The sequence below is a fragment of the Rhodococcus sp. JS3073 genome (assembly GCF_026810085.1).
GTDB lineage: Bacteria > Actinomycetota > Actinomycetes > Mycobacteriales > Mycobacteriaceae > Rhodococcus_F > Rhodococcus_F wratislaviensis.
In genome coordinates this window covers 6029944-6052522 of the sequence record NZ_CP113951.1, presented here as the reverse complement: position 1 = coordinate 6052522, position 22579 = coordinate 6029944, and the positions used below count along the sequence as shown (strand labels likewise).

At 67.7% G+C, this 22579-nt stretch carries 25 protein-coding genes and 1 tRNA gene; 16 read left to right on the top strand and 10 right to left on the bottom strand.

Annotated elements, in window-relative coordinates; genetic code table 11:
• Positions 1–28: 28 nt before the first annotated feature.
• Positions 29–1069 carry an LLM class F420-dependent oxidoreductase gene (locus OYT95_RS27375; protein ID WP_268789637.1) on the bottom strand — a complete coding sequence of 347 codons (1041 nt, stop codon included), beginning with the start codon at positions 1067–1069 and terminating at the stop codon, positions 29–31.
• A gap of 73 nt (positions 1070–1142) precedes the next feature.
• Entirely contained in the window at positions 1143–2027 is an 885-nt protein-coding gene (locus tag OYT95_RS27370; protein ID WP_037230767.1) for a universal stress protein, read from the bottom strand.
• 249 nt (positions 2028–2276) lie between these two features.
• Here OYT95_RS27370 and OYT95_RS27365 point away from each other — a divergent pair, with 249 nt between their 5' ends.
• The gene (locus OYT95_RS27365; RefSeq protein WP_037230768.1) at positions 2277–2753 is read left to right on the top strand and encodes an RrF2 family transcriptional regulator; all 477 of its coding nucleotides are present in this window, start codon (positions 2277–2279) and stop codon (positions 2751–2753) included.
• Position 2754: 1 nt separating this feature from the next.
• Entirely contained in the window at positions 2755–3936 is a 1182-nt protein-coding gene (locus tag OYT95_RS27360) for a globin domain-containing protein (protein WP_268789636.1), read from the top strand.
• 18 nt (positions 3937–3954) lie between these two features.
• Here OYT95_RS27360 and OYT95_RS27355 read toward each other — a convergent pair whose 3' ends face one another.
• Positions 3955–5463, bottom strand: coding sequence for a glutamate--cysteine ligase (locus OYT95_RS27355; RefSeq protein ID WP_112300953.1), 1509 nt, complete (start codon positions 5461–5463; stop codon positions 3955–3957).
• Positions 5464–5581: 118 nt separating this feature from the next.
• Here OYT95_RS27355 and OYT95_RS27350 point away from each other — a divergent pair, with 118 nt between their 5' ends.
• A complete protein-coding gene (locus OYT95_RS27350; RefSeq protein WP_005251602.1) occupies positions 5582–5842 on the top strand; it encodes a hypothetical protein in 261 nt (86 codons plus the stop codon).
• Positions 5843–5846: 4 nt separating this feature from the next.
• Here the strand turns inward: OYT95_RS27350 and OYT95_RS27345 are convergent, their stop codons facing one another.
• Together OYT95_RS27345 and cycA are read right to left on the bottom strand one after the other, a co-directional pair.
• Positions 5847–6635, bottom strand: coding sequence for a M23 family metallopeptidase (locus OYT95_RS27345; RefSeq protein ID WP_037230771.1), 789 nt, complete (start codon positions 6633–6635; stop codon positions 5847–5849).
• A gap of 113 nt (positions 6636–6748) precedes the next feature.
• Positions 6749–8227: a D-serine/D-alanine/glycine transporter gene (cycA, locus tag OYT95_RS27340; protein ID WP_037230772.1), complete on the bottom strand. Its 1479-nt coding sequence runs from the start codon at positions 8225–8227 to the stop codon at positions 6749–6751.
• Between the two features lie 176 nt (positions 8228–8403).
• On the opposite strand from cycA, the gene OYT95_RS27335 reads away from it, so the two are divergent.
• Entirely contained in the window at positions 8404–8661 is a 258-nt protein-coding gene (locus tag OYT95_RS27335; protein ID WP_105415257.1) for a hypothetical protein, read from the top strand.
• On the opposite strand, the gene OYT95_RS27330 is transcribed toward OYT95_RS27335, so the two are convergent.
• The gene (locus OYT95_RS27330; protein ID WP_037230774.1) at positions 8662–9432 is read right to left on the bottom strand and encodes a dienelactone hydrolase family protein; all 771 of its coding nucleotides are present in this window, start codon (positions 9430–9432) and stop codon (positions 8662–8664) included.
• Between the two features lie 71 nt (positions 9433–9503).
• Between OYT95_RS27330 and OYT95_RS27325 the strand changes: the two genes are divergently transcribed.
• Positions 9504–9576, top strand: a tRNA-Arg gene (locus OYT95_RS27325).
• 375 nt (positions 9577–9951) lie between these two features.
• A complete protein-coding gene (locus OYT95_RS27320; RefSeq protein WP_037230775.1) occupies positions 9952–10395 on the top strand; it encodes a VOC family protein in 444 nt (147 codons plus the stop codon).
• 43 nt (positions 10396–10438) lie between these two features.
• On the opposite strand, the gene OYT95_RS27315 is transcribed toward OYT95_RS27320, so the two are convergent.
• A complete protein-coding gene (locus OYT95_RS27315) occupies positions 10439–11314 on the bottom strand; it encodes an amidohydrolase family protein (RefSeq protein ID WP_037231023.1) in 876 nt (291 codons plus the stop codon).
• 61 nt (positions 11315–11375) lie between these two features.
• Positions 11376–11903, bottom strand: a complete 528-nt coding sequence (locus OYT95_RS27310) for a ribonuclease H family protein (RefSeq protein WP_268789635.1) — start codon at positions 11901–11903, stop codon at positions 11376–11378.
• 72 nt (positions 11904–11975) lie between these two features.
• Here OYT95_RS27310 and OYT95_RS27305 point away from each other — a divergent pair, with 72 nt between their 5' ends.
• From OYT95_RS27305 to OYT95_RS27270, 8 genes are all read left to right on the top strand, one after another.
• A complete protein-coding gene (locus tag OYT95_RS27305) occupies positions 11976–12902 on the top strand; it encodes a DNA-3-methyladenine glycosylase family protein (RefSeq protein WP_128641465.1) in 927 nt (308 codons plus the stop codon).
• 127 nt (positions 12903–13029) lie between these two features.
• Positions 13030–13725: an energy-coupling factor ABC transporter permease gene (locus tag OYT95_RS27300; protein WP_268792283.1), complete on the top strand. Its 696-nt coding sequence runs from the start codon at positions 13030–13032 to the stop codon at positions 13723–13725.
• Positions 13722–14084 (top strand): PDGLE domain-containing protein, encoded by a 363-nt coding sequence (locus OYT95_RS27295; protein WP_112300958.1) that lies wholly within the window; start codon positions 13722–13724, stop codon positions 14082–14084. Before OYT95_RS27300 ends, OYT95_RS27295 begins: the two co-directional genes overlap by 4 nt.
• A gap of 2 nt (positions 14085–14086) precedes the next feature.
• Entirely contained in the window at positions 14087–14851 is a 765-nt protein-coding gene (cbiQ, locus tag OYT95_RS27290; RefSeq protein ID WP_268789634.1) for a cobalt ECF transporter T component CbiQ, read from the top strand.
• On the top strand, positions 14848–15642 hold the full coding sequence (locus OYT95_RS27285; RefSeq protein WP_268789633.1) for an energy-coupling factor ABC transporter ATP-binding protein: 795 nt from the start codon (positions 14848–14850) through the stop codon (positions 15640–15642). Before cbiQ ends, OYT95_RS27285 begins: the two co-directional genes overlap by 4 nt.
• Before the next feature lie 51 nt (positions 15643–15693).
• Positions 15694–16764: a class I SAM-dependent methyltransferase gene (locus OYT95_RS27280; protein ID WP_128641463.1), complete on the top strand. Its 1071-nt coding sequence runs from the start codon at positions 15694–15696 to the stop codon at positions 16762–16764.
• Between the two features lie 180 nt (positions 16765–16944).
• The gene (locus OYT95_RS27275) at positions 16945–17547 is read left to right on the top strand and encodes a hypothetical protein (protein WP_037231025.1); all 603 of its coding nucleotides are present in this window, start codon (positions 16945–16947) and stop codon (positions 17545–17547) included.
• A gap of 191 nt (positions 17548–17738) precedes the next feature.
• A complete protein-coding gene (locus OYT95_RS27270; RefSeq protein WP_037231028.1) occupies positions 17739–18167 on the top strand; it encodes a hypothetical protein in 429 nt (142 codons plus the stop codon).
• A 54-nt stretch (positions 18168–18221) separates the two neighbouring features.
• Here OYT95_RS27270 and OYT95_RS27265 read toward each other — a convergent pair whose 3' ends face one another.
• Positions 18222–19418: a CaiB/BaiF CoA transferase family protein gene (locus OYT95_RS27265; protein ID WP_037231030.1), complete on the bottom strand. Its 1197-nt coding sequence runs from the start codon at positions 19416–19418 to the stop codon at positions 18222–18224.
• An 8-nt stretch (positions 19419–19426) separates the two neighbouring features.
• Positions 19427–19792 (bottom strand): ArsR/SmtB family transcription factor, encoded by a 366-nt coding sequence (locus OYT95_RS27260; protein ID WP_005251569.1) that lies wholly within the window; start codon positions 19790–19792, stop codon positions 19427–19429.
• Positions 19793–19959: 167 nt separating this feature from the next.
• Here OYT95_RS27260 and OYT95_RS27255 point away from each other — a divergent pair, with 167 nt between their 5' ends.
• Both OYT95_RS27255 and OYT95_RS27250 read left to right on the top strand, forming a co-directional pair.
• On the top strand, positions 19960–21528 hold the full coding sequence (locus OYT95_RS27255; protein ID WP_268789632.1) for a long-chain-fatty-acid--CoA ligase: 1569 nt from the start codon (positions 19960–19962) through the stop codon (positions 21526–21528).
• Positions 21525–22568, top strand: a complete 1044-nt coding sequence (locus OYT95_RS27250; RefSeq protein WP_037230783.1) for an MBL fold metallo-hydrolase — start codon at positions 21525–21527, stop codon at positions 22566–22568. The genes OYT95_RS27255 and OYT95_RS27250 overlap by 4 nt, the downstream gene beginning before the upstream one ends.
• Positions 22569–22579: the final 11 nt, after the last annotated feature.

Sequence of the window (22579 nt, the reverse complement as noted above, 5' to 3'; positions counted from 1 at the left end):
CCGGCTTGGCACTGCTGGGTTTACGGGGCTACCCGCAGATCTTGCGGAGCTTCTCGACCAACGCGACACGGCCCGCACGATCCGCGGCGAGCGGGGTGACGGTGAGCGTGGTGACCCCGGACTCGGCGAAGGCGGCCACCCGCTCCGCGACGTAGCTCTCCGGACCGATCAGCGACACGGCCCGCACCAGCTCGTCCGGCACCGCGGCGGCGGCCTCGTCCTTCTTACCCGACAGGTAGAGGTCCTGGATGGTCTCGGCTTCCTTCTCGTAGCCGTACCGGACCGCGAGGTCGTTGTAGAAATTCTTGCCCTTCGCGCCCATGCCGCCGATGTACAGCGCCAGGCCCGGGCGAACCCAGTCGAGCATGTGCTCGACGTCGTCACCGATGGCGAGAGCGGGTGATGCGAAGACCTGCAGCTCACCGAGGCTCGGGTCGCGCTTCGCCTTGCCCTTGGCCAACGGCTCTCCCCACACGCTCGCGGCCTTCTCCGGGTGGTAGAAGATGGGTTCCCAGCCTTCGGCGATCTCGGCGGTCAGCTCCACGTTCTTCGGCCCGAGCGAGGCGATGACGATCGGGATGCGATCACGCACAGGGTGGTTGATGATCTTCAGCGGCTTGCCCAGCCCGGTGCCCTTCTCGGCGGGCAGCGGGATCTGGTAGTACTTGCCCTGGAACTCGACCTTCTCGCGGCGCCACACCTTGCGGCAGATCTCGACGACCTCGCGGGTGCGCCCGAGCGGGGCGTCGTACTTGACGCCGTGAAAGCCCTCGATCACCTGCGGGCCGGAGGCGCCGAGACCCATCACGAAGCGGCCGTCCGACACGAAGTCGAGGCCGGCTGCTGTCATGGCGGTCAGGCTGGGCGTGCGGGTGTAGATCTGGAAGATGCCCGAAGCGAGTTCGAGTGTCGTGGTCTTGGCGGCGAGGTAGCCGATCTGGCTCACCGCGTCGAACGAGTAGGCCTCGGGCACGAACGCGATGTCGAGCCCGGCTTTCTCCAGGTCGGCGACCTCGTCGACCGTCTCGGCGAAACCGCCGCTGTAGTTCAAGCCCATACCTATGCGCACGTCGTTCCCCAATCCTGGCGTTACCTGCAACCTGTTCCTGCTTCAACCCCTGACCCTACTGCGAGCAATCGCGTCAGGGGCGTGCAGGCCTCACGACGACTACCGGGCAATGCGCACCACCGACCAGGCTGTTACTGGTCGATCCGAGCAGCATCCCCTTGAACCCTCCGCGCCCCCGGCTGCCGACCACCAGCAGCTGGGCCTTCTTCGACCACTCGAGCAATCGCGCCCTCGGATTGTCGATGTACACCTCCCGGGTGACCCGCACGTCGGGGTACTTCTCCTGCCAGCCGGCGAGGCTCTCGGCGAGAACGGCGTGTTCGTCCTCCTCGAGCCCCTGCGGCACCAGGGCTGCGGCCCGAGGGTCCTCGAACGCTTTCGGTCCGAGGTCGCTCCAGACGTGGACGGCCACCAACGGCGCGTTCCTTAGCGACGCCTCCTGGAAGGCCACCGAGATCGCCCGCTCACTGGTGGGGCTGCCGTCGACGCCGACCACGACGGGCCCGCCTGCGTGGGCGTCACCGCGGACCACGACGACCGGGCAGTGCGCGTGGCTGGTGACGTTGATCGCCGTGTTCCCGAGCAGTGCGGTGGCGGCCGCTCCGGACCCGGACGCGCCGACCACCACGACCCGGGCGTTCTCGGACAGGTCGACGAGCCACTGAGCGCTGCTGCCGATCGACAGTTCGGTGTGGACGTCGATGATGGGATTGACCGCGAACGCCTGCTCCTGCGCCTCGGCGAGAATTGCCTTGCCGCTCGCCTCCACCCACTCGTACACGCCGCCCGAATCCATGTAGGGACCGCCGAACCCGTACGGAGCGAAGTCGAGTGCGTGGATGATCTTCAGGTTCAGTCCACGTTCGGTGGCCAGTTCGGCAGCCACCCGGACAGCGGACTTCGAGGTGTCCGATCCGTCGACACCGACGACGACGCTGTTGCGGTCCCGTGTGCTCATGACTTCACACTATCCCCGGCCTCCGCTTCGCGTCTGCCGCCCTTCGCCTTTCGATGAGGGACTTAAGTCCTTGCAGACTCGGGCTCTCCGCCCGTAGCGGCGGCGGCCGACTTCGGCGATGATGAGAACGTGGGGTCATCTGTCCAACGCGAATATGACTGGGCCACAGCATTTTCCGATTCAGCTTCACCCCAGCGACGTCCGTCACAAATTTGGTATCCGAGATGAGAATTAAAGTACGTTCGGGTCATGCAACTCACACAGTTCACCGACCTCGGACTGCGGGTGGTCATGCGACTGGCCGTTGCCGGGGACGGCGAACGACCGGGGAGCCGGGCGATCGCCGAGGAACTGTCGGTGTCGTACACCCACGCCGCCAAGGTGATTACCCGGCTGGGTGAGCTCGGCATCGTCGACGCACGCCGGGGACGCGCGGGCGGTCTGGCCATCACCGAACTCGGGCGCACCGCGTCCGTCGGCTGGCTCGCCCGCCGACTCGAAGGCAATGCGGAGGTCGTCGACTGCGACGGCGCCCAACCGTGCCCGCTGCGATCGGGGTGCCTGCTGCGGTCGGCTCTCCGACGGGCGCAGAACGCGTTCTTCGAGTCGCTGGACGCCCTCACGATCGAAGACCTCACCCGGTCCCCCACCGGAACCGTGCTGCTCGCCCTCCCGCGAGTTACCGCCGCCACAACCTCCCAGATTTCTCGAACGATCGGAGAATGACATGCTCTCGCCCACCTCGACGGACGTCATCCGCGCCACCCTGCCCGTGGTCGGCGCCGCGATCTCGGACATCACGACGCTGTTCTACCGCAAGATGTTCGACGCGCACCCCGAACTCGAACGTGACCTGTTCAACCGCGGAAATCAGAAGCAGGGCGAGCAGCAGAAAGCGCTGGCCGGCGCAATCGCCGCGTTCGCGGCCCTCCAACTCGAGCCCGATCAGGCGCGCGTCGACCTCATCCTGTCGAGGATCGCGAACAAGCACGCCTCACTGGGAATCGAGCCCTCGCAGTACGCGATCGTGCACACGCACCTGTTCGCGGCCATCGTCGAGGCCCTCGGTGACGCCGTCACTCCCGAGGTCGCTGCAGCCTGGGACGAGGTGTACTGGCTGATGGCGGAGACCCTGATCGCGATGGAGGCCGGCCTCTACGCCTCGGCGGGAGTGGCGGCCGGCGACGTGTGGCGGGACGTGCGGGTCCGCGAGCGCCGCCACGAGTCCGCCGACACGGTGTCGTTCGTGCTCACGTCACTCGACGGCTCGCCGCTTCCGTCCTTCGCTCCGGGCCAGTACCTCTCCGTCGCGGTTCACCTGCCGGACGGCGCGCGCCAGATCCGTCAGTACAGCCTGTCGTCGGCCCCGTCGCGCGGCGACTGGAGGATCTCGGTGAAACGAGCAGGCGAGGTGTCGAACTTCCTGTATCACAATGTCTTCGAAGACGACGTCGTGACGGTGTCGACGCCGTTCGGCGACCTCGTCCTGCAGGACGACGACGCGCCGCTTCTCCTCGTGTCCGCGGGCATCGGATGCACGCCGATGATCGGGATGCTCAGCCACCTCGCCGACACCGAGGACAGCCGACCGATCTCGGTGCTCCACGCCGACCGGTCCGCCAGCAGTCACGCACACCGCGCGGAGCTGACCGAACTGGTGGAACGTCTGCCGTTCGCGGTGATGCACCGCTGGTACGAGGACCTGGGCGCCCGGCGGCCCGAGGGCAGCCTGCGAGAGGGACGCGCGGACCTCGGCGAGGTCACGATCGCGCCCGGCACCCGCGCCTACCTGTGCGGTCCGTTGCCGTTCATGCTCGGAATGCGCGAGGCGCTCCTCGCGAAGGACGTGCCCGCCGAGAACATCCACTACGAGGTGTTCGGCCCCGACAGCTGGTCGGCGACGGTGTGAGAACCGCGGCGGCGCCGTTCACACCGGCCAGGTGTGGACGGGGCTGCCCTCGCGCATGTTCTCCACGTACTGACGCAACATGGCGGCCAGGGCTTCCGGGCGGCTCAGACCGGCGTTCTCGTGCCGGACCACCTGCGCACGCTGCCACGACGCCCCCGTCTGCCGGGTGACGCACCGGCCCTCGATGACGCTGAGGTAGCGGTCGCGGGCCTTCGCGGACAGTCCGAACGCGGCGAGCCCCTCGTCGGCGATCGGCAGCAGCCGCCGCAGGACGAGCTCGTCGGCGCCCGCGAACCCGACACCGGGCCAGTACAACTCGGCGTCCATGCCGTACTTCGCTCCGGCATGCAGGTTCTCCTCGGCCGCGTTGAACGACATCTGCGACCAGACCGGCCGATCCGATTCGACGAGCCCACGCAGCGCGCCGTAGTAGAACGCGGCGTTCGCCATCGTGTCGAGCACCGTCGGGCCCGCGGGCAGCACCCGGTTCTCGATCCGCAGGTGCGGCTTGCCGTCGTCGCTGTCGTACACCGGGCGGTTCCACCGGTAGATGGTGCCGTTGTGCATCTGCAGTTCGCTGAGGTCCGGCACCCGGCCCGCATCGAGCTCGGCCGCCGGATCGACGTCGGAGACCTCCGGCAGCAGCGCCGGGAAGTATCGGGAGTTCTCCTCGAACAGGTCGAAGACCGACGTGATCCATCGCTCCCCGAACCACACCCGGGGCCGCACACCCTGGTTCTTCAGCTCCAGCGGACGCGTGTCCGTCGCCTGCTCGAAGATCGGGATGCGGGATTCGTGCCACAACGCCGTGCCCGCCATGAACGGCGCGTTCGCGGCAAGCGCCACCTGGGCACCGGCCAGGCACTGCGCGGCATTCCAGTGTGCGGCGAATTCGTCCGGCGCGACGCGCAGGTGCAGCTGCAGGGACGTGCACGCGGCTTCCGGGAGCACCGAATTGGCGTCCACCTTCAGCTGTTCGGCGAGCCGGCCCTCGAGCGGCACACCCTCGAGGTCGAGTTCGATGTCCTCCCCGCGCGCGGCGAAGATCTGATCGTTGAGCTGCTCGTAGCGGGGATTCGCGGTGATCCACTCCCGGCCGAGGTGCTCGAGCTGCAGCGTCGGCAGCATGCCGACCATCACCAGCTGGGCGTCGTGCCCGTGGATCCGCGCGTCCGCGACGTGCAGGGACGCCCGCAGGGTGCGTTCGAGCTCGAACGTCCCCTCACCGATCAGGGGACCCGGCCGGACATTCATCTCGACGTTGAACTGACCGAGTTCGGTCTGGAACACGGCGTCGTCGTCGATCGACTCGAGGACTGCGAGATTGGACATCGCGGGCGTCATGTCGGCGTGGACGAGATTGAACTCGATCTCCATGCCCAGCATGGGCCTCGGCGGGTCGACGTCGTCGGCGAACGCGCCCTCCCGCAGCATCCTCTCGAGCGCGTCGACGCACATGAGCACCTTCTGCCGGAACAGGCGCCGGTCTGCTCGGGTGAATGTCCGAGACGTCACTTCGCGACCCATACCACTCCCCAACTGCGCGTCGAACTGCGCTCACGGGGGAGCATATCCGTTCATCCCGCGCGAATGCGGGATGGCGGGCTAACCTCGAACCAGACGCTGGTGAGCGGAAGGACCTGAGATGACGCCTGATACCGACTCCAAGAAGAAACCAGAGTTCTCCGTGGGCACGCGCGTGAAAACGCGGCATTCGGCCGATCACGAACTGGCCGAGAAGAAGTGGCCCCTGGAGGCCGGCGTCATCGTCGACGACTTCGCCGGCGTCCAGGACATCAGCAACGATTCGTACGGCCGGGACTGGGCCGTCTCACGGCGCTGGGCGATCGCCCTCGACAGCGGACCACTCGTGTTCCGCAACGACGACGACCTCGAGCCGGAATAGGCCCTTACGCGTTGGCGCCTGCGTCGCCCCAGGTGACGGACACGCCGCGATCCTGCAGCCAGCGCCCCGGATCGATCTTGTTTCCGCTCGCGTCGTGCACCTCGAAGTGCAGGTGCGGTCCGGTGGACTGGCCGCGGTTACCGACGTGGGCGATTTCCTGCCCGGCGGTGACGCGCTGCCCCACGCTCACGGTGTAATCGTTGACGTGTCCGTAGACGGTGACGGTGCCGTCGTCGTGCAGCAGACGCACCCACAGCCCGAAACCGGACGCTGCTCCGGCGTCGATGACCTGGCCGTCGGCAGCCGCGAGCACCGAGGTGCCGATGGGCGCCGCGATGTCGATGCCGCCGTGGTGCGCTCCCCAGCGGGAACCGAAGTTGGAGGTCAGCTTGCCCGACACCGGCTGCACCGCGTGCGGCTTGACCGGGTTGACGTTGGACAGCCACTGCTGTGCCTGAGCGCCGAGGTCCGGGCCGCCGAGGTTCTGGGCGGCGGCACCGAGGTCGGCGGGCAGTTCGAAGCCGGCGGGAAGGACACCGGCCGGGATCTCGAACGGCAGACCCGGCAGGGTCTGCGCGCCGCTCGTCTCGTGGGAGTCGACGGGGGCGGCAGCAGCGTTTCCGGCGCCCAGCTGGGCTGCACCGACAACGATGGCTCCGGTGGCGGCCGCGACAGTCGCGGCCTTGATGCCCACACCCGCTCCGGTCTGCTGGTTGCGATGGCGCCCGCGCGCCGCGTCCGGATCGATCTCGAAGCGAATGGAAGACCCGTTCGCCCGGTGGTGGGAACCCACAGTAAATACCTCGTCAGTCGTCGGATTGCAGCTCTCCCCATCCGGGGTGGGCTCCTCTGTCTGGCGACGAATGTAACAAAACGATATAGGTCCGCGCCACCGTTACCGAATGTTTATGTTCGGCGCTCCTCGAGCTCGGCCTTGAAAGCGGCGTAGCGAGCGCGGTGCGGGGCACGGCGGCGAATAACCGCCCACGCGATCCCGAGCACGACGAACCATACCGGGGTGACGAGAAGAGCCTCGAGGGTGTCCGCCTCCTGGGTCAACGCCCAGATGAGGAACACGAAGAACGCCAGGACGACCCAGCACATCACCACACCACCGGGCATCTTGAACTTCGACGCCTCGTGCAGTTCGGGCCGGCGCTTCCGGTACACGATGTAGCTGGCCAGAATCATCGTCCACACGAACATGAACAGCACCGATGAGATTGTCGTCACAGTCGTGAACGCCTCGATGACGGAGTCGCCGGAGAACAGCAGCGCGATCGCCGACAGCAGGAAGGCGCACGAGAACATCAGCGCGTTGGCCGGAACCTTGCGGGAGGAGAGCCTGCCGAGCCGGGCGGGGGCGTCACCCTCCTGCGCGAGGCCGTAGACCATCCGGGACGTCGAATAGATTCCCGAGTTCGCCGAGGAGGCCGCGGACGTCAGCACGACGAACTGGATGACTCCGGCCGCGATCCCCAGACCGGCGAGGGTGAACATCGCCGTGAAGGGGCTCTCGCCCGGCACGACCTCACGCCACGGCGTGACCGAGATGATCACGATCAGCGAGACCACGTAGAACAGCAGGATGCGGATCGGGATGGAGTTGATGGCCTTCGGCAGGTTCTTCTCCGGGTCCTTCGCCTCGGCCGCGGTGGTGCCGACGAGCTCGATACCGACGAACGCGAAGACCGCGATCTGGAATCCGGCCACGAAACCCATCGCCCCGGTCGGGAACATGCCGCCGTCGTTCCACAGGTTGTCGAAGCCGGCCTCGGACCCGTTGGGCGACGTGAAGTGCGCGAACACCATCACGAGCCCGACGACGATGAGGCTGACGATCGCGATGATCTTGATCAGCGCGAACCAGAACTCGGTCTCACCGAACGCCCGCACCGTCGGCAGGTTCAGCAGCAGCAGCGCCGCGATGGCCACCAGCGCCGGGATCCACAGCTGGAGGTCGGGCCACCAGTACTGCACGTAACCGGAGATCGCGATGATGTCGGCGATGCCGGTGACGATCCAGCAGAACCAGTACGTCCACCCCGTGAAGAACCCGGCCCACGGGCCGAGCAGGTCGGCGGTGAAGTCGGAGAACGACTTGTAATGCAGGTTGGAGAGCAGCAGCTCACCCATCGCACGCATCACGAAGAACAGCATGAAACCGATGATCATGTAGACGAAGATCACCGACGGTCCGGCCAGCGAGATCGTCTTCCCGGACCCCATGAAGAGTCCCGTGCCGATTGCCCCGCCGATCGCGATCAGCTGGATGTGCCGGTTCGCGAGCTGCCGGGAGAGATGCGGCTCGCCCGCCGATCCTGCCCCCGAGCCATCACCCGGTTCCGATCCGATCGAGCCCGTCGAGGAAGTGCGGTCAGCCATGGAACACCTGCAACCCTTCTCAGTCCTTGCTGTCACCGTCCGAAAGCGTGGGTCACGTTACGCCGGGACCGCTCGCGGACCACGGTCGAGGACGGCATTACGCATCGAGGGACTTGACAGAAGCCGAGTAGCTAAGGCTAACCTCAGTTCGTTACTTCGAGGCGAGGAGCCTGCACATGATCGAGGACCTGATCGAGATCGCGTACGCCCAGGGCGCAGTCACCTGCGTGGCTCAGGCCGCCGACGGCGTCGACGAGTACGAGCTCGCGCGGGTCGATTCGGTCGCGTCCAGCGTCACGGTCACGGTGCGGGCCGACGGCAAATTCGCGAAGGCCACGAGCGTCGAGGGCTACCTCAGCCTCGGGCAGGTCGTCCGGGCATGCGGTCTCGACTACCGGCACGCCACCTCGAGTGCGCGCCAGTACATCCACTGATCAACCCAGGTGCTCACCGAAGAAACCGTCGATCCTCTTCCACGCGTCGGCGGCGGCTTCCGGGTCGGGCACCATCCCCGTGACCTTCGCCAGCGGATGCAGCACCTTCGGGCCGGCCAGTTCGTCGTTCAAGAACGTATGACCGGCGGTCGGGTACTCCTTCACATCGTGAGTCACGCCTGCCTTCGTCAGCGCCGCCTCCAACTTGGCCGCCGCGTTCCGCAGAGCGAAGTCCTTCCCGCCGTAACTGGCGACCACCGGGCACGCACCCGCCACCGCCGCCTCGAGGTCGCGCGGCAGGACCCCGTAGTTCGGGGCCGCCGCGTCGAACCCCGTGTGCAGGGTCATCAGGGCGAACCCGCCGCCCATGCAGAACCCGATGACACCGATCTTTCCCGTGCAGTCCGACGAGCCGGACAACCATTGACGCGCGGCCTCGATGTCCCCGTACGCCCGCCCCTTCCCCGAGAGCATCGCCCGCATCGTCGACACCAGACAGCGTCGCGCCCCGCCCGCACTGAACAAATCCGGCGCCAGCGTCAGAAACCCCGCCGCCGCCAGCCTGTCCGCCTGCCGACGCATCACATCGTCCAAGCCGAACGCCTCGTGCACCATCACCACGCCCGGCCACGGACCCTCACCGGTCGGCCTCGCCAGATAACCGTGCAAGTTCAGCGAACCGTCGTGCCGCGCAGCGAGGTCGGTCAAGTCGATCTCGGACATGTGCGTCTCCCGTTCCGTCGTCACTTCCAGAACATCTGCGACAACCATGCCCTCCCCATCGCGAGCGCACCACCATTCCCGCTACACTCACCTCGGTGTGCGCCCAGCGCGTGCACAGCGCCTTCGTAGCTCAGGGGATAGAGCAACCCTCTCCTAAAGGGTAGGTCGCAGGTTCGAATCCTGCCGAGGGCACTCTCCTGCCTGCGGTAGTCCTCGCCGCACACAGTCCCCGCGCCTCGGGGAGGTAACGCAGGTCACGCCGCAGGCGATACGCCGGGTAGGCCGGGACGACCCGAGGAGAGTCTCATGAACTGGGTGGACATCGACATTTTCCCACCGCCGATCGCCAACCCGCTGCACCTGTTGGCCGCGCTGACGAACAACGGGACGAGATCATGATCGGCATACTGCCCGACCTGCCGTACATGGGATTGGACTGGGAGTTCTTCTTCCCGACCAATCTGTACATCGCGTTCATCAACTGGTGGAATCCTTTCTAGCGCACGGTAGCTCGGCCGGAAGTTATCGAGGACCGTCGCTGACCTCGATAGTTCGTATCGTCGCCCCATGACCACTACAGAGAACCGCCCGGCCGCCCTGCACTCCTACTTCGCCTACCGTGACGCCCCGGCCGCTCTGCGCTGGCTGGAGCGCGCGTTCGGGTTCGAGACCACCCTCGAGTTCCCGGACGACAACGGCGGGATCATGCATTCCGAATTGCGCCGAGGCGACGCCGCCATCATGGTCTTCAGCGACGACGGCAACTACGACCGGCCTGCGCTCCGGGGCGAGACCGTCGGGCACGGCACGTATCTCAGCGTCGGCGCCGACAGCGAAGTCGACGAGGTCTATGCCACCGCCATCGAGGCCGGCGCCACCCCGGTCTGGGAGCCCGCCGACACCCAATGGGGGAACTATCGCTGTCGGGTCCTCGACCTCGAGGGCTTCGAGTGGACGTTCGGCACCCTACGCCCGGGCGAGAGCAGCGGCGACTGGCCGGAGGGCGAATGACGGTGACACGGAACCCGATCGACGCGGCACCCGCACCGGGTTGTCAGTCGATCGCGAAGAGTCGCGCCGCGTTGTCGTGGCACACCGCTCGCAGCCACGGCTCGCCGAGGTCGAATCGGGTGAGTCCCTCGAGTGCGTCGAGGTAGGGATACGGGATGTTGGGGAAGTCGCTGCCGAACACGATGCGTTCCTGCAGATCCGCCAGCCGGTGCACCTGGTCGCGCGGAAACGGTGTGGCCGCTTCGGTGTAGTCCGTGAACGTCATCGTCGTGTCGAGATACACGTTGGTGTACTGGTCGGCCAAGTCCAGGAATTCCCGGTACTCGGGCAGACCCATGTGGGCGATGATCAGGTGCAGCCTCGGGTACCGCGCCAGCAATTCGGCGATCGGGCCGGGGCCCGTGTAGGTGCCGGGCGCCGGCCCCGATCCGCAATGGATGACCACCGGAACACCCGACTCCTGCAGCACACCCCACACGGGGTCGAGGAGCGGATCGTTCGGCGAGTAATCGCCCACCTGGATGTGGGACTTGAAGACGCGCGTGCCCGACTCGACCGCCTCCGCGACATATGTGGCCGCGGACTCCTCGGGGTAGAACGTGGACGTCCGCAGACAATCGGGGGTCTGTTCGGCGAACTCGACCGACCACTGGTTCAGCCACGCGGCCATCTCCGGCTTGTGCGGATAGATCATGGACGTGAACCGCCTGACACCGAACCCGCGCAGGTGTTCGACGCGGACGTCCTCTTCGTGCCGGTAGTGGATGGGCCACTCACGTCCGGTGAGGGGACCGACCGCGTCGAAGTAACCCCACACCTTCTCCATCACGTTCGCGGGCATGAAATGGGTGTGGACGTCGATGATGCCGGGCAGCCCCAGCGCACGCCAGAACTCCTGCACCCGCAGATCCTCGGACAACAATCTTCTCCTCGACGCAGTGCCGGACGCAGAACCCCGGCGGATCAGAACAGGGGCCGCCTCAGAACAGGGTGAACGCGTCCTCGGCCTCGGGGGTGGACGGCGCGACGGCTGCCGGTGTGGGGGCCGGCGCTGTCACCGGTGCAGGCGCGAGCGCACCGGACGCGACGGCGCGCGCCGCCTCGCCGGCGAGGACGTCGGCCATCTCGTTGTAGTGGTTGCCGACGTGACCACGAACCCAGCGGAAACGCACGGGCCCGGGACGTTCGCCGATGGCCCGGTCGATGGACTGCACCAGCGCGAGATTCTTGACAGGAGCACCACCCGCCGTCTTCCAGCCCTTGCGCTTCCAACCGGGCAGCCACTCCGACGCGCACTTGATGGCGTACTGGGAATCGGACTCGATCAGCAGCGGATCGGCCCCGGGATGCGCGGTGATCGCTTCGAGCAAGGCCCGCAGCTCGGCGATCTGATTTGTCCCGGAGGGTTCGCCACCCGATTGGCTGGGACCCTCGTGATTGACCCATGCCCAGCCGATCGCCCCACCGGGGTTGCGGAGGCAGGATCCGTCGGTACTCACGATGATCATGGCTGGGACTTTACGTGCGCGCTCCGACATCCGCCGGTAGCGGTCGCCTTCGGAGTGGATACGCTGCATTCAATGACGGTTTCGCTGGAGGTGGTCGAGACCACCGTGACCGCGCGGCGTCCCCTGGACGTCGCCATGTCGTTGCAGCCGCTGCAACGCGGCAAGGGTGACCCCTGCCACCGCCGGACGGCCGACGGCTCGATCTGGCGGACGTCGGTGCAGAAGTCGGGCCCGGTCACCTATCGCCTCACCCAGACCGACCGCCACTCGGTGCGCTGTCAGGCATGGGGTGCGGGCGCCCACGAGCTGTCCGCCGGACTCGGCCGCCTCGTCGGCGACCACGACGACTGCGCGGACTTCGCCCCCGGCCATCCGATCCTCGTCGAGGCCCACCGCCGATTCCCGCAGCTGCGCCTCGGCCGCACCGACCGGGTGATGGAGGCCCTCGTGCCCGCGATCCTCGAGCAGCGTGTGCACGGCATCGCCGCGTTCGCGTCGTGGCGGCGTCTCGTGTGGAAGTTCGGCGGGCCCGCGCCCGGGCCCGCTCCGGACGGGATGCGGCTGCCCCCGACCGCGGACGTGTGGCGGCGGGTTCCGTCCTGGGAATTCCACCGGGCCAACGTCGACCCGAACCGGTCCCGGACGATCGTCCGCTGTGCGCAGGTAGCCGACCGGCTCGAGAAGATCGTCGACCTCCCCCGCGAGGAAGCGAATCGCCGGCTGATGTCCGTCCCCGGCGTCGGGATCTGGACGGCGGCCGAGGTGTCGCAGCGTGCGCTCGGCGACCCCGACGCCCTGTCGGTCGGCGACTATCACCTCGCCGCGATGGTGGGGTGGTCGCTGCTCGGCAAGCCCCTCGACGACGCCGAGATGGTGGAGTACCTGGCCCCGCTGCAGCCGCACCGCCATCGCGCCGTGCGGCTGCTGGAGGTGAGCGGGCAGGCCGTCAAACCCAAATTCGGGCCCCGCACGGCGCTCGTCGACCACACCTGGCACTGAACCGGCAGTCGCGGAGGCCACACACGCATTTCCCGCACCCATGAACACCTGTTCAAGTGTTCATACGAGAAACTAGACTTCGAAGAATCAGCTGCCGGCCGGAGGAGTCGCCGTGGAACCCGTGGCAATGCACATGAGCGACGGCCTGATCAATGCGCCGACCTCACTGCTGTTCGTCGTCGTCGCGGTGGCGGGACTGTCGATCGCCGCGTGGCGCGCGCGCTCGGAACTCGACGAACGCACCGCACCGATGGCCGGTCTCGTGGCGGCCTTCATCTTCGCGGTCCAAATGGTCAACTTCCCGATCCTTCCCGGTGTGAGCGGACACCTCCTCGGTGGTGCGCTCGCCGCCATCCTCGTCGGCCCCTACACCGGGATGCTGTGCGTCTCGATCGTGCTGATCGTGCAGGCCCTGCTGTTCGCCGACGGTGGGCTGACAGCGCTGGGAGCGAACATCACCAACATGGCGATCATCGGGGTGGTCGTCGGCTACGGCGTCGCGGTGGCCCTGCGTCCGCTCGTCGTGCGACAGCAGCGACTGCGCTTCCGCGTCCTCGGCGGACTCGCATTCGCCGCGGCACTGTGCGGAACGGTGGCGGCGTCGATGGGCTTCGTCCTCGAGTACGCGATCGGCGGTCATGCGACGTCCGGAGATTCGACGTCGCTGGGCGCGGTGGCGGCGTACATGCTCGGGGCGCACGTGCTGATCGGCATCGGCGAAGGCCTCATCACCGCCGTCACGGTGACGGCCGTCGCGAAGGCGCGCCCCGACCTCGTGTACCTGCTGCGGACGGCACCGCGACGAGTAGAGGTGCGGGCATGAGCACGTCGTCGCCGGTCTCGCTGCGCCGATTCCTTCTCGGCTTCGCGCTGGTGGCGCTGCTCGTCGCCGGCGCGGTCTCCTACCTCGCCAGCTCGAGTCCGGACGGTCTGGATGCCGCGACCACTCGCGGGTGCGAAACCGTGGAAACCGATACCGGGGAGACGCTCGTGGGTGACTGCATCGCCCAGAACGCGTCCGCCCATCCGTTGTCGGACTCGCCGCTCGCCGACTACACGGTGGGCGGCCGGTCGCATCTCACCGGGGTCGCGGGCGTGATCGGCGCGACCGCCACGTTCGTCGTCGCGGGTGGACTGTTCTGGTTGCTCGCCCGCGCGCGGCGGAACCGAACGAGCCCCTGACCGTGGGAGCCGGTCACGCCCATCCGCTCTACCTCGACGGCACGTCCCCTCTGCACCGGATGCCCGCCGAGGTCGGGATCGTCTGCGCCGTCGTCTTCGTCTTCGCGGTGGTCGCGACGCCACGCGGGGCGTTCTGGGCGTTCGCGGGGTATCTCGCGATCCTGCTCGTGATCTGGCGGATCGCCGGCATTTCGCTGCGGTGGATCGGGCCGAGGATGCTGATCGAGTTGCCGTTCGTGACGCTCGCGCTTCTGCTGCCGTTCGCCGAGGGCGGCGCACGCGTCACCGCCCTCGGACTGTCGCTGTCGGTCGCGGGCCTGTACGCGGCCTGGGGCATTCTCGTGAAGGGCACGCTCGGCGTCCTGGTCTCGCTGACGCTCGCCGCGACGACGCCCGCGCGGGATCTGCCGTTGGGTCTGGCGCGGCTGCGGGTGCCCGCGATGCTCACCACGATCGTGGTGCTGATGCTGCGCTACCTCGACCTGCTCACCGCCGAGGTCGAGCGGATGCGCACCGCCCGGCTCTCCCGCGGCGACGACCCCCGGACGTTCCGGCAGATCGGTGCCACCGCCCGGGGCGTCGGCGGATTGTTCGTGCGGTCCTACGAGCGCGGCGAGCGCGTCCACCTCGCCATGCTGTCGCGGGGATTCACCGGTTCCGTTCCCACGGCCGGGGCGCCCCCCGCGACCGCCGCGATGTGGCGGGCGGGGCTCGTGCCCGCCGTGTGCGCGGTGGGGATCTGTGTCACGGCGTGGGTGCTCCGATGACCGCGGCCGTGCATCTCGTGGGCGTCTCGTTCGCCTATCCGGACGGCAGGGCCGCGCTGCACCGGATCGATCTCACGGTGGAACCCGGTGAGCGGGTGGCCGTTCTCGGTCCGAACGGGGCCGGGAAGACCACACTGATGTTGCACCTCAACGGCATTCTGACGGCCACCGAGGGCAGTGTCACCGTGGGCGGGCTGGAACTGTCGCGGGGGGCGTCCCGGGACACGGTGCGGGAGGTCCGGCGCCGCGTCGGCATCGTCTTCCAGGACCCCGACGACCAGTTGTTCATGCCGACCGTCGCGCAGGACGTCGCGTTCGGCCCGGTCAATTTCGGGGTCACCGGGACCGCGCTCGACGAGCGGGTGCACGACGCGCTGGCGGCCGTGGACATGACGGCTCATTCGGATCGCAATCCCGCGCACCTCTCGGTGGGGCAGCGCCGCCGCGTCGCGCTGGCGACGGTCCTCGCGTGCGCCCCGGACGTCCTCGTGCTGGACGAGCCGTCGAGCAATCTCGACCCCGTCGCCCGACGGGAACTGGCCGAAGTCCTCCTGGGTATCGACACCACGCAGCTGCTCGTCACGCACGACCTGCCGTACGCCGCCCAGTTGTGCACGCGCGCCGTGATCCTCGACGAGGGACACCTGGTGGCCGACGGTCCGATCCTCGAACTGCTCGGCGACCCCGCGCTGCTCGCCGAGCATCGCCTCGAGTTGCCCTGGGGTTTCCGGCTTCCCGCGACCGACCCTCATTCGCCCGGCGAACGATCCGTGACACCGCAGATCAGGTAGCTCACGATGGGGAGACGAAGCTTCGCCCCGCACTCCCACCGGAGGTCCGCGATGTCCATACCCGAAGCCGACGCCGGGGCCGTGTCCCAGCGCATTTTCGACGCATCGCTCGGGGCGATCGACCTCCTCGCCGTCCATCTGGGCGACCGTCTCGGCTGGTACCGCAGTCTCGCGTCGGACGGTCCGGCGACCGCGGACCAACTGGCGGAACGCACCTCCACCCACCCGCGGTACGCGCGGGAGTGGCTCGAACAGCAGGCCGTGTCGGGACTTCTCACGGTCGACGATTCGGAGCCGCGGACGTTCACGCTTCCGGCCGGCGCCGCCGAAGTGCTCACCGACGAGCAGAGTCTCAACTATCTTGCCCCGCTGGCACGGATCTTCGTCGCCGCGACCTCGCAGATGCCCGAGTTGCTGGAGGCGTACCGCACGGGCGGCGGGGTGGGTTGGGCGCAGTACGGCGCGGATGCCCGTGAGTCGCAGGCCGACATGAATCGTCCGTGGTACGAGCAGGTTCTTCCCGGTGCGCTGGCATCGGTTCCCGAGGTCGACGCACTGCTCCGGACGCCCGGTGCCGCCATCGCCGACGTCGGATGCGGCGGCGCCTGGTCCACGATCGCACTCGCGCGCGCCTACCCGGACGCCCGGCTCCACGGCTACGACATCGACACCGCGACCGTCGAACTCGCGAGGTCCAATGTGCGCGAGCGGCCGGACGTCGCCGATCGGATCACGATCACCGAATCGGATGCGGCGGGAATTCCCGAGAGCAGCTACACGGCCGCGTTCGCGTTCGAATGCATCCACGACATGCCCGCGCCCGTCGAAGTACTGTCCGCGGTACGCAGGGCATTGGTTCCCGGTGGCGCGCTGATCGTGATGGACGAGGCGGTGGACGACGAGTTCTCCGCGCCGGGAAGCGACATCGAGCGTCTGATGTACGGATTCAGCCTCACCGTGTGCCTTCCCGACGGGATGAACCACACACCGAGCGCGGGCACCGGAACGGTCATGCGCCCGAGCACATTGCGCGGCTACGCCGAGGCGGCCGGTTTCGGCACCATGGACGTCCTGCCGATCGAGGATTTCGCGTTCTTCCGGTTCTACCGGCTCACGGTGTAATCCCTGGACCGACACCCCGATACGCACGTATTTTGCGGAAAGGCCGAAAACTGGGGCATCCGAAGGGGGAAGATGTCTGCAGTAGGCAGGTTACGGACGCTTTCGCCGGTCGGGGCAAGTGAAGCGCCAGGTCGAACCAGATTTGTCGTTTGTCATCCGCTACTACGCATGGGAAACACCATGAAACTGCATAGAGTGACAGCACCGGCAGCGCTGCTGATCGCCACCCTGTGTGTCGGAATGGGTACCGCGTATGCCGCCCCCACTCCCGCCGACCAGGCCGTCATCTCGCACACCAGCCTGAGCGCCGACGGCCGATCGGTCGGCACTGCACTCGACGCCGGGCACTTCACCCTGTCGCGGACGGCCGCCGCCGTCGACATCGTCAACGATTCGGGCACCTCGGTGGGCACGATCCCCCTGCGCTATTCGATCGCCGGTGTGCAGTTCGCGATCGATCCGCTCATCACCGACGCCGGCCGGTTCCTGAACCTGACACCCACGACGACCCCTGTCGCGGGAACCCTCGCCCTCACCCCGGTCGACAGGGATTCGGCGTACAACAACATGGTCCAGCAACTACAGATCGGTTGGGACAACGGCGGCGGGACCGCGACCGCGATCGGCGCAGGCATCGGATTCGTCGTCGGGTGCATCTTCCTCATCCTCGGCGGGTGCCTCCCGGGTGCCGCGGTGGGCGCAGCGATCGGCGCCGTCACGGGGATCAGCAACGCGAACCCCGCTGCGCCACCAGCGGTTTACGAATTCCTCGGAACCCCGTAGCGGGGCTTTCCGTCCGACTCCGAAGACGATTTCGGGAGGGCTATGGGTTAGTTCGCACACGGGGAGCATCACCGCGCACCCACATATGCATGTAGCCGTTCCGGTTTTCCAGCGAATATGGTCCACGCACAACGATGTTCGGTGCACTCAGGTGGGGGCCGTGTTCGTCCTACGACATGGTGGGAATTTCCATGAAACTCTTGAAAACTCTGGCATTGTCCATATTCGTCATCTCCGCGATGGCCGTCGGGGCGGGCACTGCGTATGCCGATCCCGCACCTCAGGGAATCGACTGGTCGCAGCCACTGATGACCCCGGCAGCCGACGGCGGCAGCAGCCAGGTAGCCGAACAGTTCTTCCCGGAGAACGAAGTGAAGCAGGACGCCTTCGACAAGATGACCAACGAGATCAATACCGGCTGGAACAACGCGGGCCTGCAGGGCATGGCGATCGGTTCCAACGTGGGCATGGCCATCGGGTGCGTGTCGATCTTCCCCAACTTCATCGCAGGCTGCATTGTCGGCGCAGTGGTCGGCACCATCGCCGGCGCCGTCATCGGTATCGGCGTGGGTAACCCCAATGCCCAGCCTGCCGTCGAGCAGTTCTTCGCCACACCCTGAGCGAAGAGCGAGCTGCAGCCCCGGCCTCACTCGGGCCGGGGCTGCGGCGCGTCGTCAGCCGACGACGCCCTGGACGCGCATCGTCGCGATGTCTTCCGCCGACCACCCCAGTTCACCGAGGATCCGATCGGTGTGCGCGCCGAGTGCGGGCACGTCACCCATCCGCATCTCCACATCGGAGAACGTCATCGGGGGCAGCATCGCCTTGATCGGACCGGCCTCGGTTCCGACGTCGCGCCAGCGGTCGCGCTGGTCCAGCTGCGGGTGCTCGATCAGCCCGCCCATGTCGTTGAGCTCGGCCGCCGGGATCCCGGAGTCCGCGAGCGCCTGGTCGAGAGCCGCGCTCGTGAAACGTTGAGTCTCCTCGGCGACGAGGGCGTCCACCTCCGCCCGGTGCTGCACCCGCAGCATGTTGGTCGCGAACCGGGGATGGTCGGCGAGTTCGGGTCGTTTGAACACGTCGGTCACCAGTTGCCGCCACCCGCGGTCGTTCTGGACACCGATGAGGATCTGCCCGTCGAGGGTGGGATACGAGTCGTACGGGACGATCGCCGCATGACCGAGCCCGACGCGCGGGATCTGCTTGTCGGCGTACATCTTCATGTACATCGGATGGCCCAGCCACTCCGCGGTCGCGTCGAACATCGACACGTCGATCCGCGCCCCCACCCCGGTTCGCGACCGCCGGAACAGGGCGCCGAGGACGGACGTCATCGCGTACATTCCCGCCGCGATGTCGGAGACCGGGACACCCGTCTTGGTTGCGGTGTCGGGGGTGCCGGTCACCGAGATCATCCCCGTTTCGGCCTGGACCAGCATGTCGTACGCCTTGCGTTCGCGCCGCGGTCCCGCCGACCCGTAGCCGGACATGTTCACGACGATCAGTTCCTCGTGTTCGGCGCGTAACTCGTCGGCGCCGAACCCCAGGCGGTCGGCGGCATCGGGGGCGAGATTCTGGATGAAGACGTCGGCCTTCGCAATCAGCTTCGCGACGGTGTCCCGACCCACCTCGGACTTCAGGTCGACGCCGAGCGACTCCTTCGACCGGTTCAGCCACACGAAATGCGAGGCCTGACCGAACACGGCGTCGTCGTAGTTGCGGGCGAAGTCGCCCTCGCCGACGCGCTCGATCTTGATGACCCGCGCACCCATGTCCGCGAGATGGCGGGTGGCGAGCGGAGCGGCCACGGCCTGCTCGAGTGCCACGACGGTGATGCCGTCGAGCGGCAGCAGTCCGGGATCGTTCTCCATGTCGGGATTCACCTTTCCTCTTCGGCTCCCGTGTGATTGTGATAGTGCGTGGCCCCGATCGTGTGCAGCAGTTCGTGCACGGTGTCGTCGGTGAGCCGGTACCGCATCGAGCGGCCGTCCCGCGTCGCCGACACCCACCCCTGGTTGCGGAGCAGTCGCAGCGCGTGCGAGACGGCGGTCCCGGTCATGTCGAGTGCCGCCGCCAGGTCGCCGACGCAGATGTCGGGGGCGTGGTGCAGGCACAGCAGCAGTCGCAGGCGGTTGCCGTCGGACAGCAGTTCGAATCGGTTGGCCCAGCCGTCGATGTCGGGGGTGTGCAGTGCCGCCGCAGCACGCTGAACGTCCTCGGGGTTCAGGGCGGGGGTGGCGGCCATCACGCCAGTCTACAAACGCCGCGAGGCCGCTCGACCTGGCATCCATAGGCGATTCCTCACTGTCCGTTCGGCTCTGTGACTTTGTTTCCGCACTCACACGGGTGGTCGACTGGCAGCACGCGTCACCCGATTCCCGGCGGCGGCGACGAGTCATCGAGGAGCGTGATGTGAGCGGTCTGCATCTTCCCCAGCGTGTGCGGCACCATGCCGCAGAACGGCCCGGAGCACCGGCGGTGACGTGGGGTGACACCACACTGACGTACGCGGCGCTCGACTGGCGGACCAATCGGATCGCAACCGCGCTGTCGGCGTTGACATCCGACGGCGGCCGGGTCGGGGCACTGCTCCGGATGCGCACGGAGGGTGTCGAGACGTTCGTGGCCGCCGCCAAATCGGGACTCGTGTTCGTCCCGCTCAACTGGCGACTCCCGGCCGCCGAGGCCGCCGCGATCGCGGTCGATGCCGAGCTCCGGGTGCTGATCGTCGAATCCGAATTCGCTGCCGCCGCGCACGCCGTCCGCGACGCGCTCCCGAGTGTGGTCGTGGTGGTCGTCGACGCGGCCGACGGCGACGTTCTTCCGCCCGGCACCTGGACGTGGGACCGGCTGGTCACGTCGGGCACCGCCACCGATCCGGGTCTCGGGGACGCCCCCGACGCGGAGGTGCTGCAGCTCTACACATCGGGCACGACGGGCTTCCCGAAGGGTGTGGTCGCGACGCATCGCAACCTGCACAACGAGCCGGAAGGCTTGCTGATCTACCGCTGGAAGCCCGGCTCGGTGGCACTCGACGCGATGCCGCTGTTCCACATCGCGGGTGCCGGCTGGTTGAGCACCTGTCTGTCGGCCGGCGTCCACGTGGTGCTGCTCGGCGCGTTCGACGCACGGCAGGTCGCCGAACTCGTCGAACGGCACCGGATCACCCACGCCTTCCTGGTTCCGTCGACCATTCAGATGCTCCTCGACGTGCCCGACCTCGAACGTTACGACGTGTCGAGCCTCGAACTGGTCGCCTACGGTTCGGCGCCGATCACCACCACTCTGCTCCGGCGAGCGATCGATCGCCTCGGCTGTGGATTCGTGCAGCGCTACGGAATGACGGAGACCACGGGCTCGGTCACCGCCCTCGCCGTCGAGGATCACGACCCGTCCGGGCACCGCGCTCACCTGCTGCGTTCCGCCGGCAAACCCATGCCCGGTGTCGAGGTCGAGATCCGGGACGTGGTGACCGGCGCCCGGCTTCCGGTGGGCGAGTCCGGGGAGATCGTGTGCCGCTCACGCAACAACGTCGCGGGCTACTGGCGGCGGCCGGACGAGACCGCGCAACTCCTCACCCACGACGGTTTCCTGCGCACCGGCGACGCCGGGCACATCGACGAGGAGGGCTATCTGTTCGTCACCGACCGGGTGAAGGACATGATCATCACGGGAGGCGAGAACGTGTACCCGATCGAGGTCGAATCGGTGCTCGCCGAGCATCCGGCGGTCGCCGAGGTTGCGGTGGTCGGCGTGCCGCACCGGACGTGGGGTGAGTCCGTGACGGCGGTCGTCCGGCTCGTCGATCCGGCGAACCAACCGGACGAGCAGGACCTGATCGCGTTCACCGCCGACCGGCTCGCGTCGTACAAGAAGCCGCGGGAGATCGTCTACGTCGCCGAACTTCCGCGAGGGGCGAGCGGCAAGATCCTCAAACGCACCCTGCGCGAACGGCTCCGCGCCACGGAGGTGTCGTCGTGATCGTCACCGAGGACGTGGGTACCGTCCAGCGCGAGGCGTGGGCGCGCGGCGTCCTGCCGCCGGTCGAACAGGTACGCCCCGGATTGTGGTCGATCCCGGTGCCAATGCCACGAAACCCGTTGCGCTACGTCCTGATCTACGCGCTCGCGCTGCCCGACGGACTCGCCCTGATCGACGTCGGCTGGGATTCCGAGGAGTCGTGGCGGGCCCTCGTCGACGGCATCGCCGAGACCGGGCACCACGTCACCGACGTCCGCTACGCCGCGATCACCCACCTGCATCCCGACCACTTCGGTCTCGCGCCCCGGCTGCGCGAGGTCAGCGGGGCCGCGCTCGCGATGCACGGCGCGGATGCCGCACTGCTCGGCCACCATTCACCGACGGACGTCGCCGAAGACGAACAGACGTGGAACACCCAGCTCGCTCAGCTCGGGGCCCCCACCGGCATCCTCGCGGCTGCCCGCGTCGATCTCGTTCGCCTGGGGGCGGGCGAGTCCATGGACGTCGTGCTCGGTGACGGCACCGCCCTGGACCTGCCCGGCTGGGATCTGCGGGCGGTCTGGACCCCCGGGCACACTCCGGGTCATCTGACTTTCGTCGACGACGCCCACGGGCTGATGTTCAGCGGCGACCACATGTTGCCCCGCATCAGTCCGAACATCTCCACGGTCCCCGGCGAGCTGGAGAACCCGCTGCACCGCTATCTGCTGTCGCTGCACGCCACCACCTCGATGCCCGACGGTGAGGTGCTGCCCGCCCACGAGTACCGCTTCCGGGGGATCGCCGACCGCGCCCGGCAGCTGATGGACCATCACGAGGAACGGTTCGCCGAGATCGTCGACGCGCTGGGCGTGCGCCCGGAATCGACGGCGTGGGAGATCTCGCAACACATCTCGTGGTCGCGGCCGTTCGACTCCATGTCCGACCGCCTGCTCCGCCTCGCGGTCCGCGAAACCCATGCCCACCTGCTCGTTCTGGCCGACCGCGGGAGCATCCGCTCACTCGGCGGGCACCCCGAACGCTGGACCCCGACACCGTAAGGAAGACACCC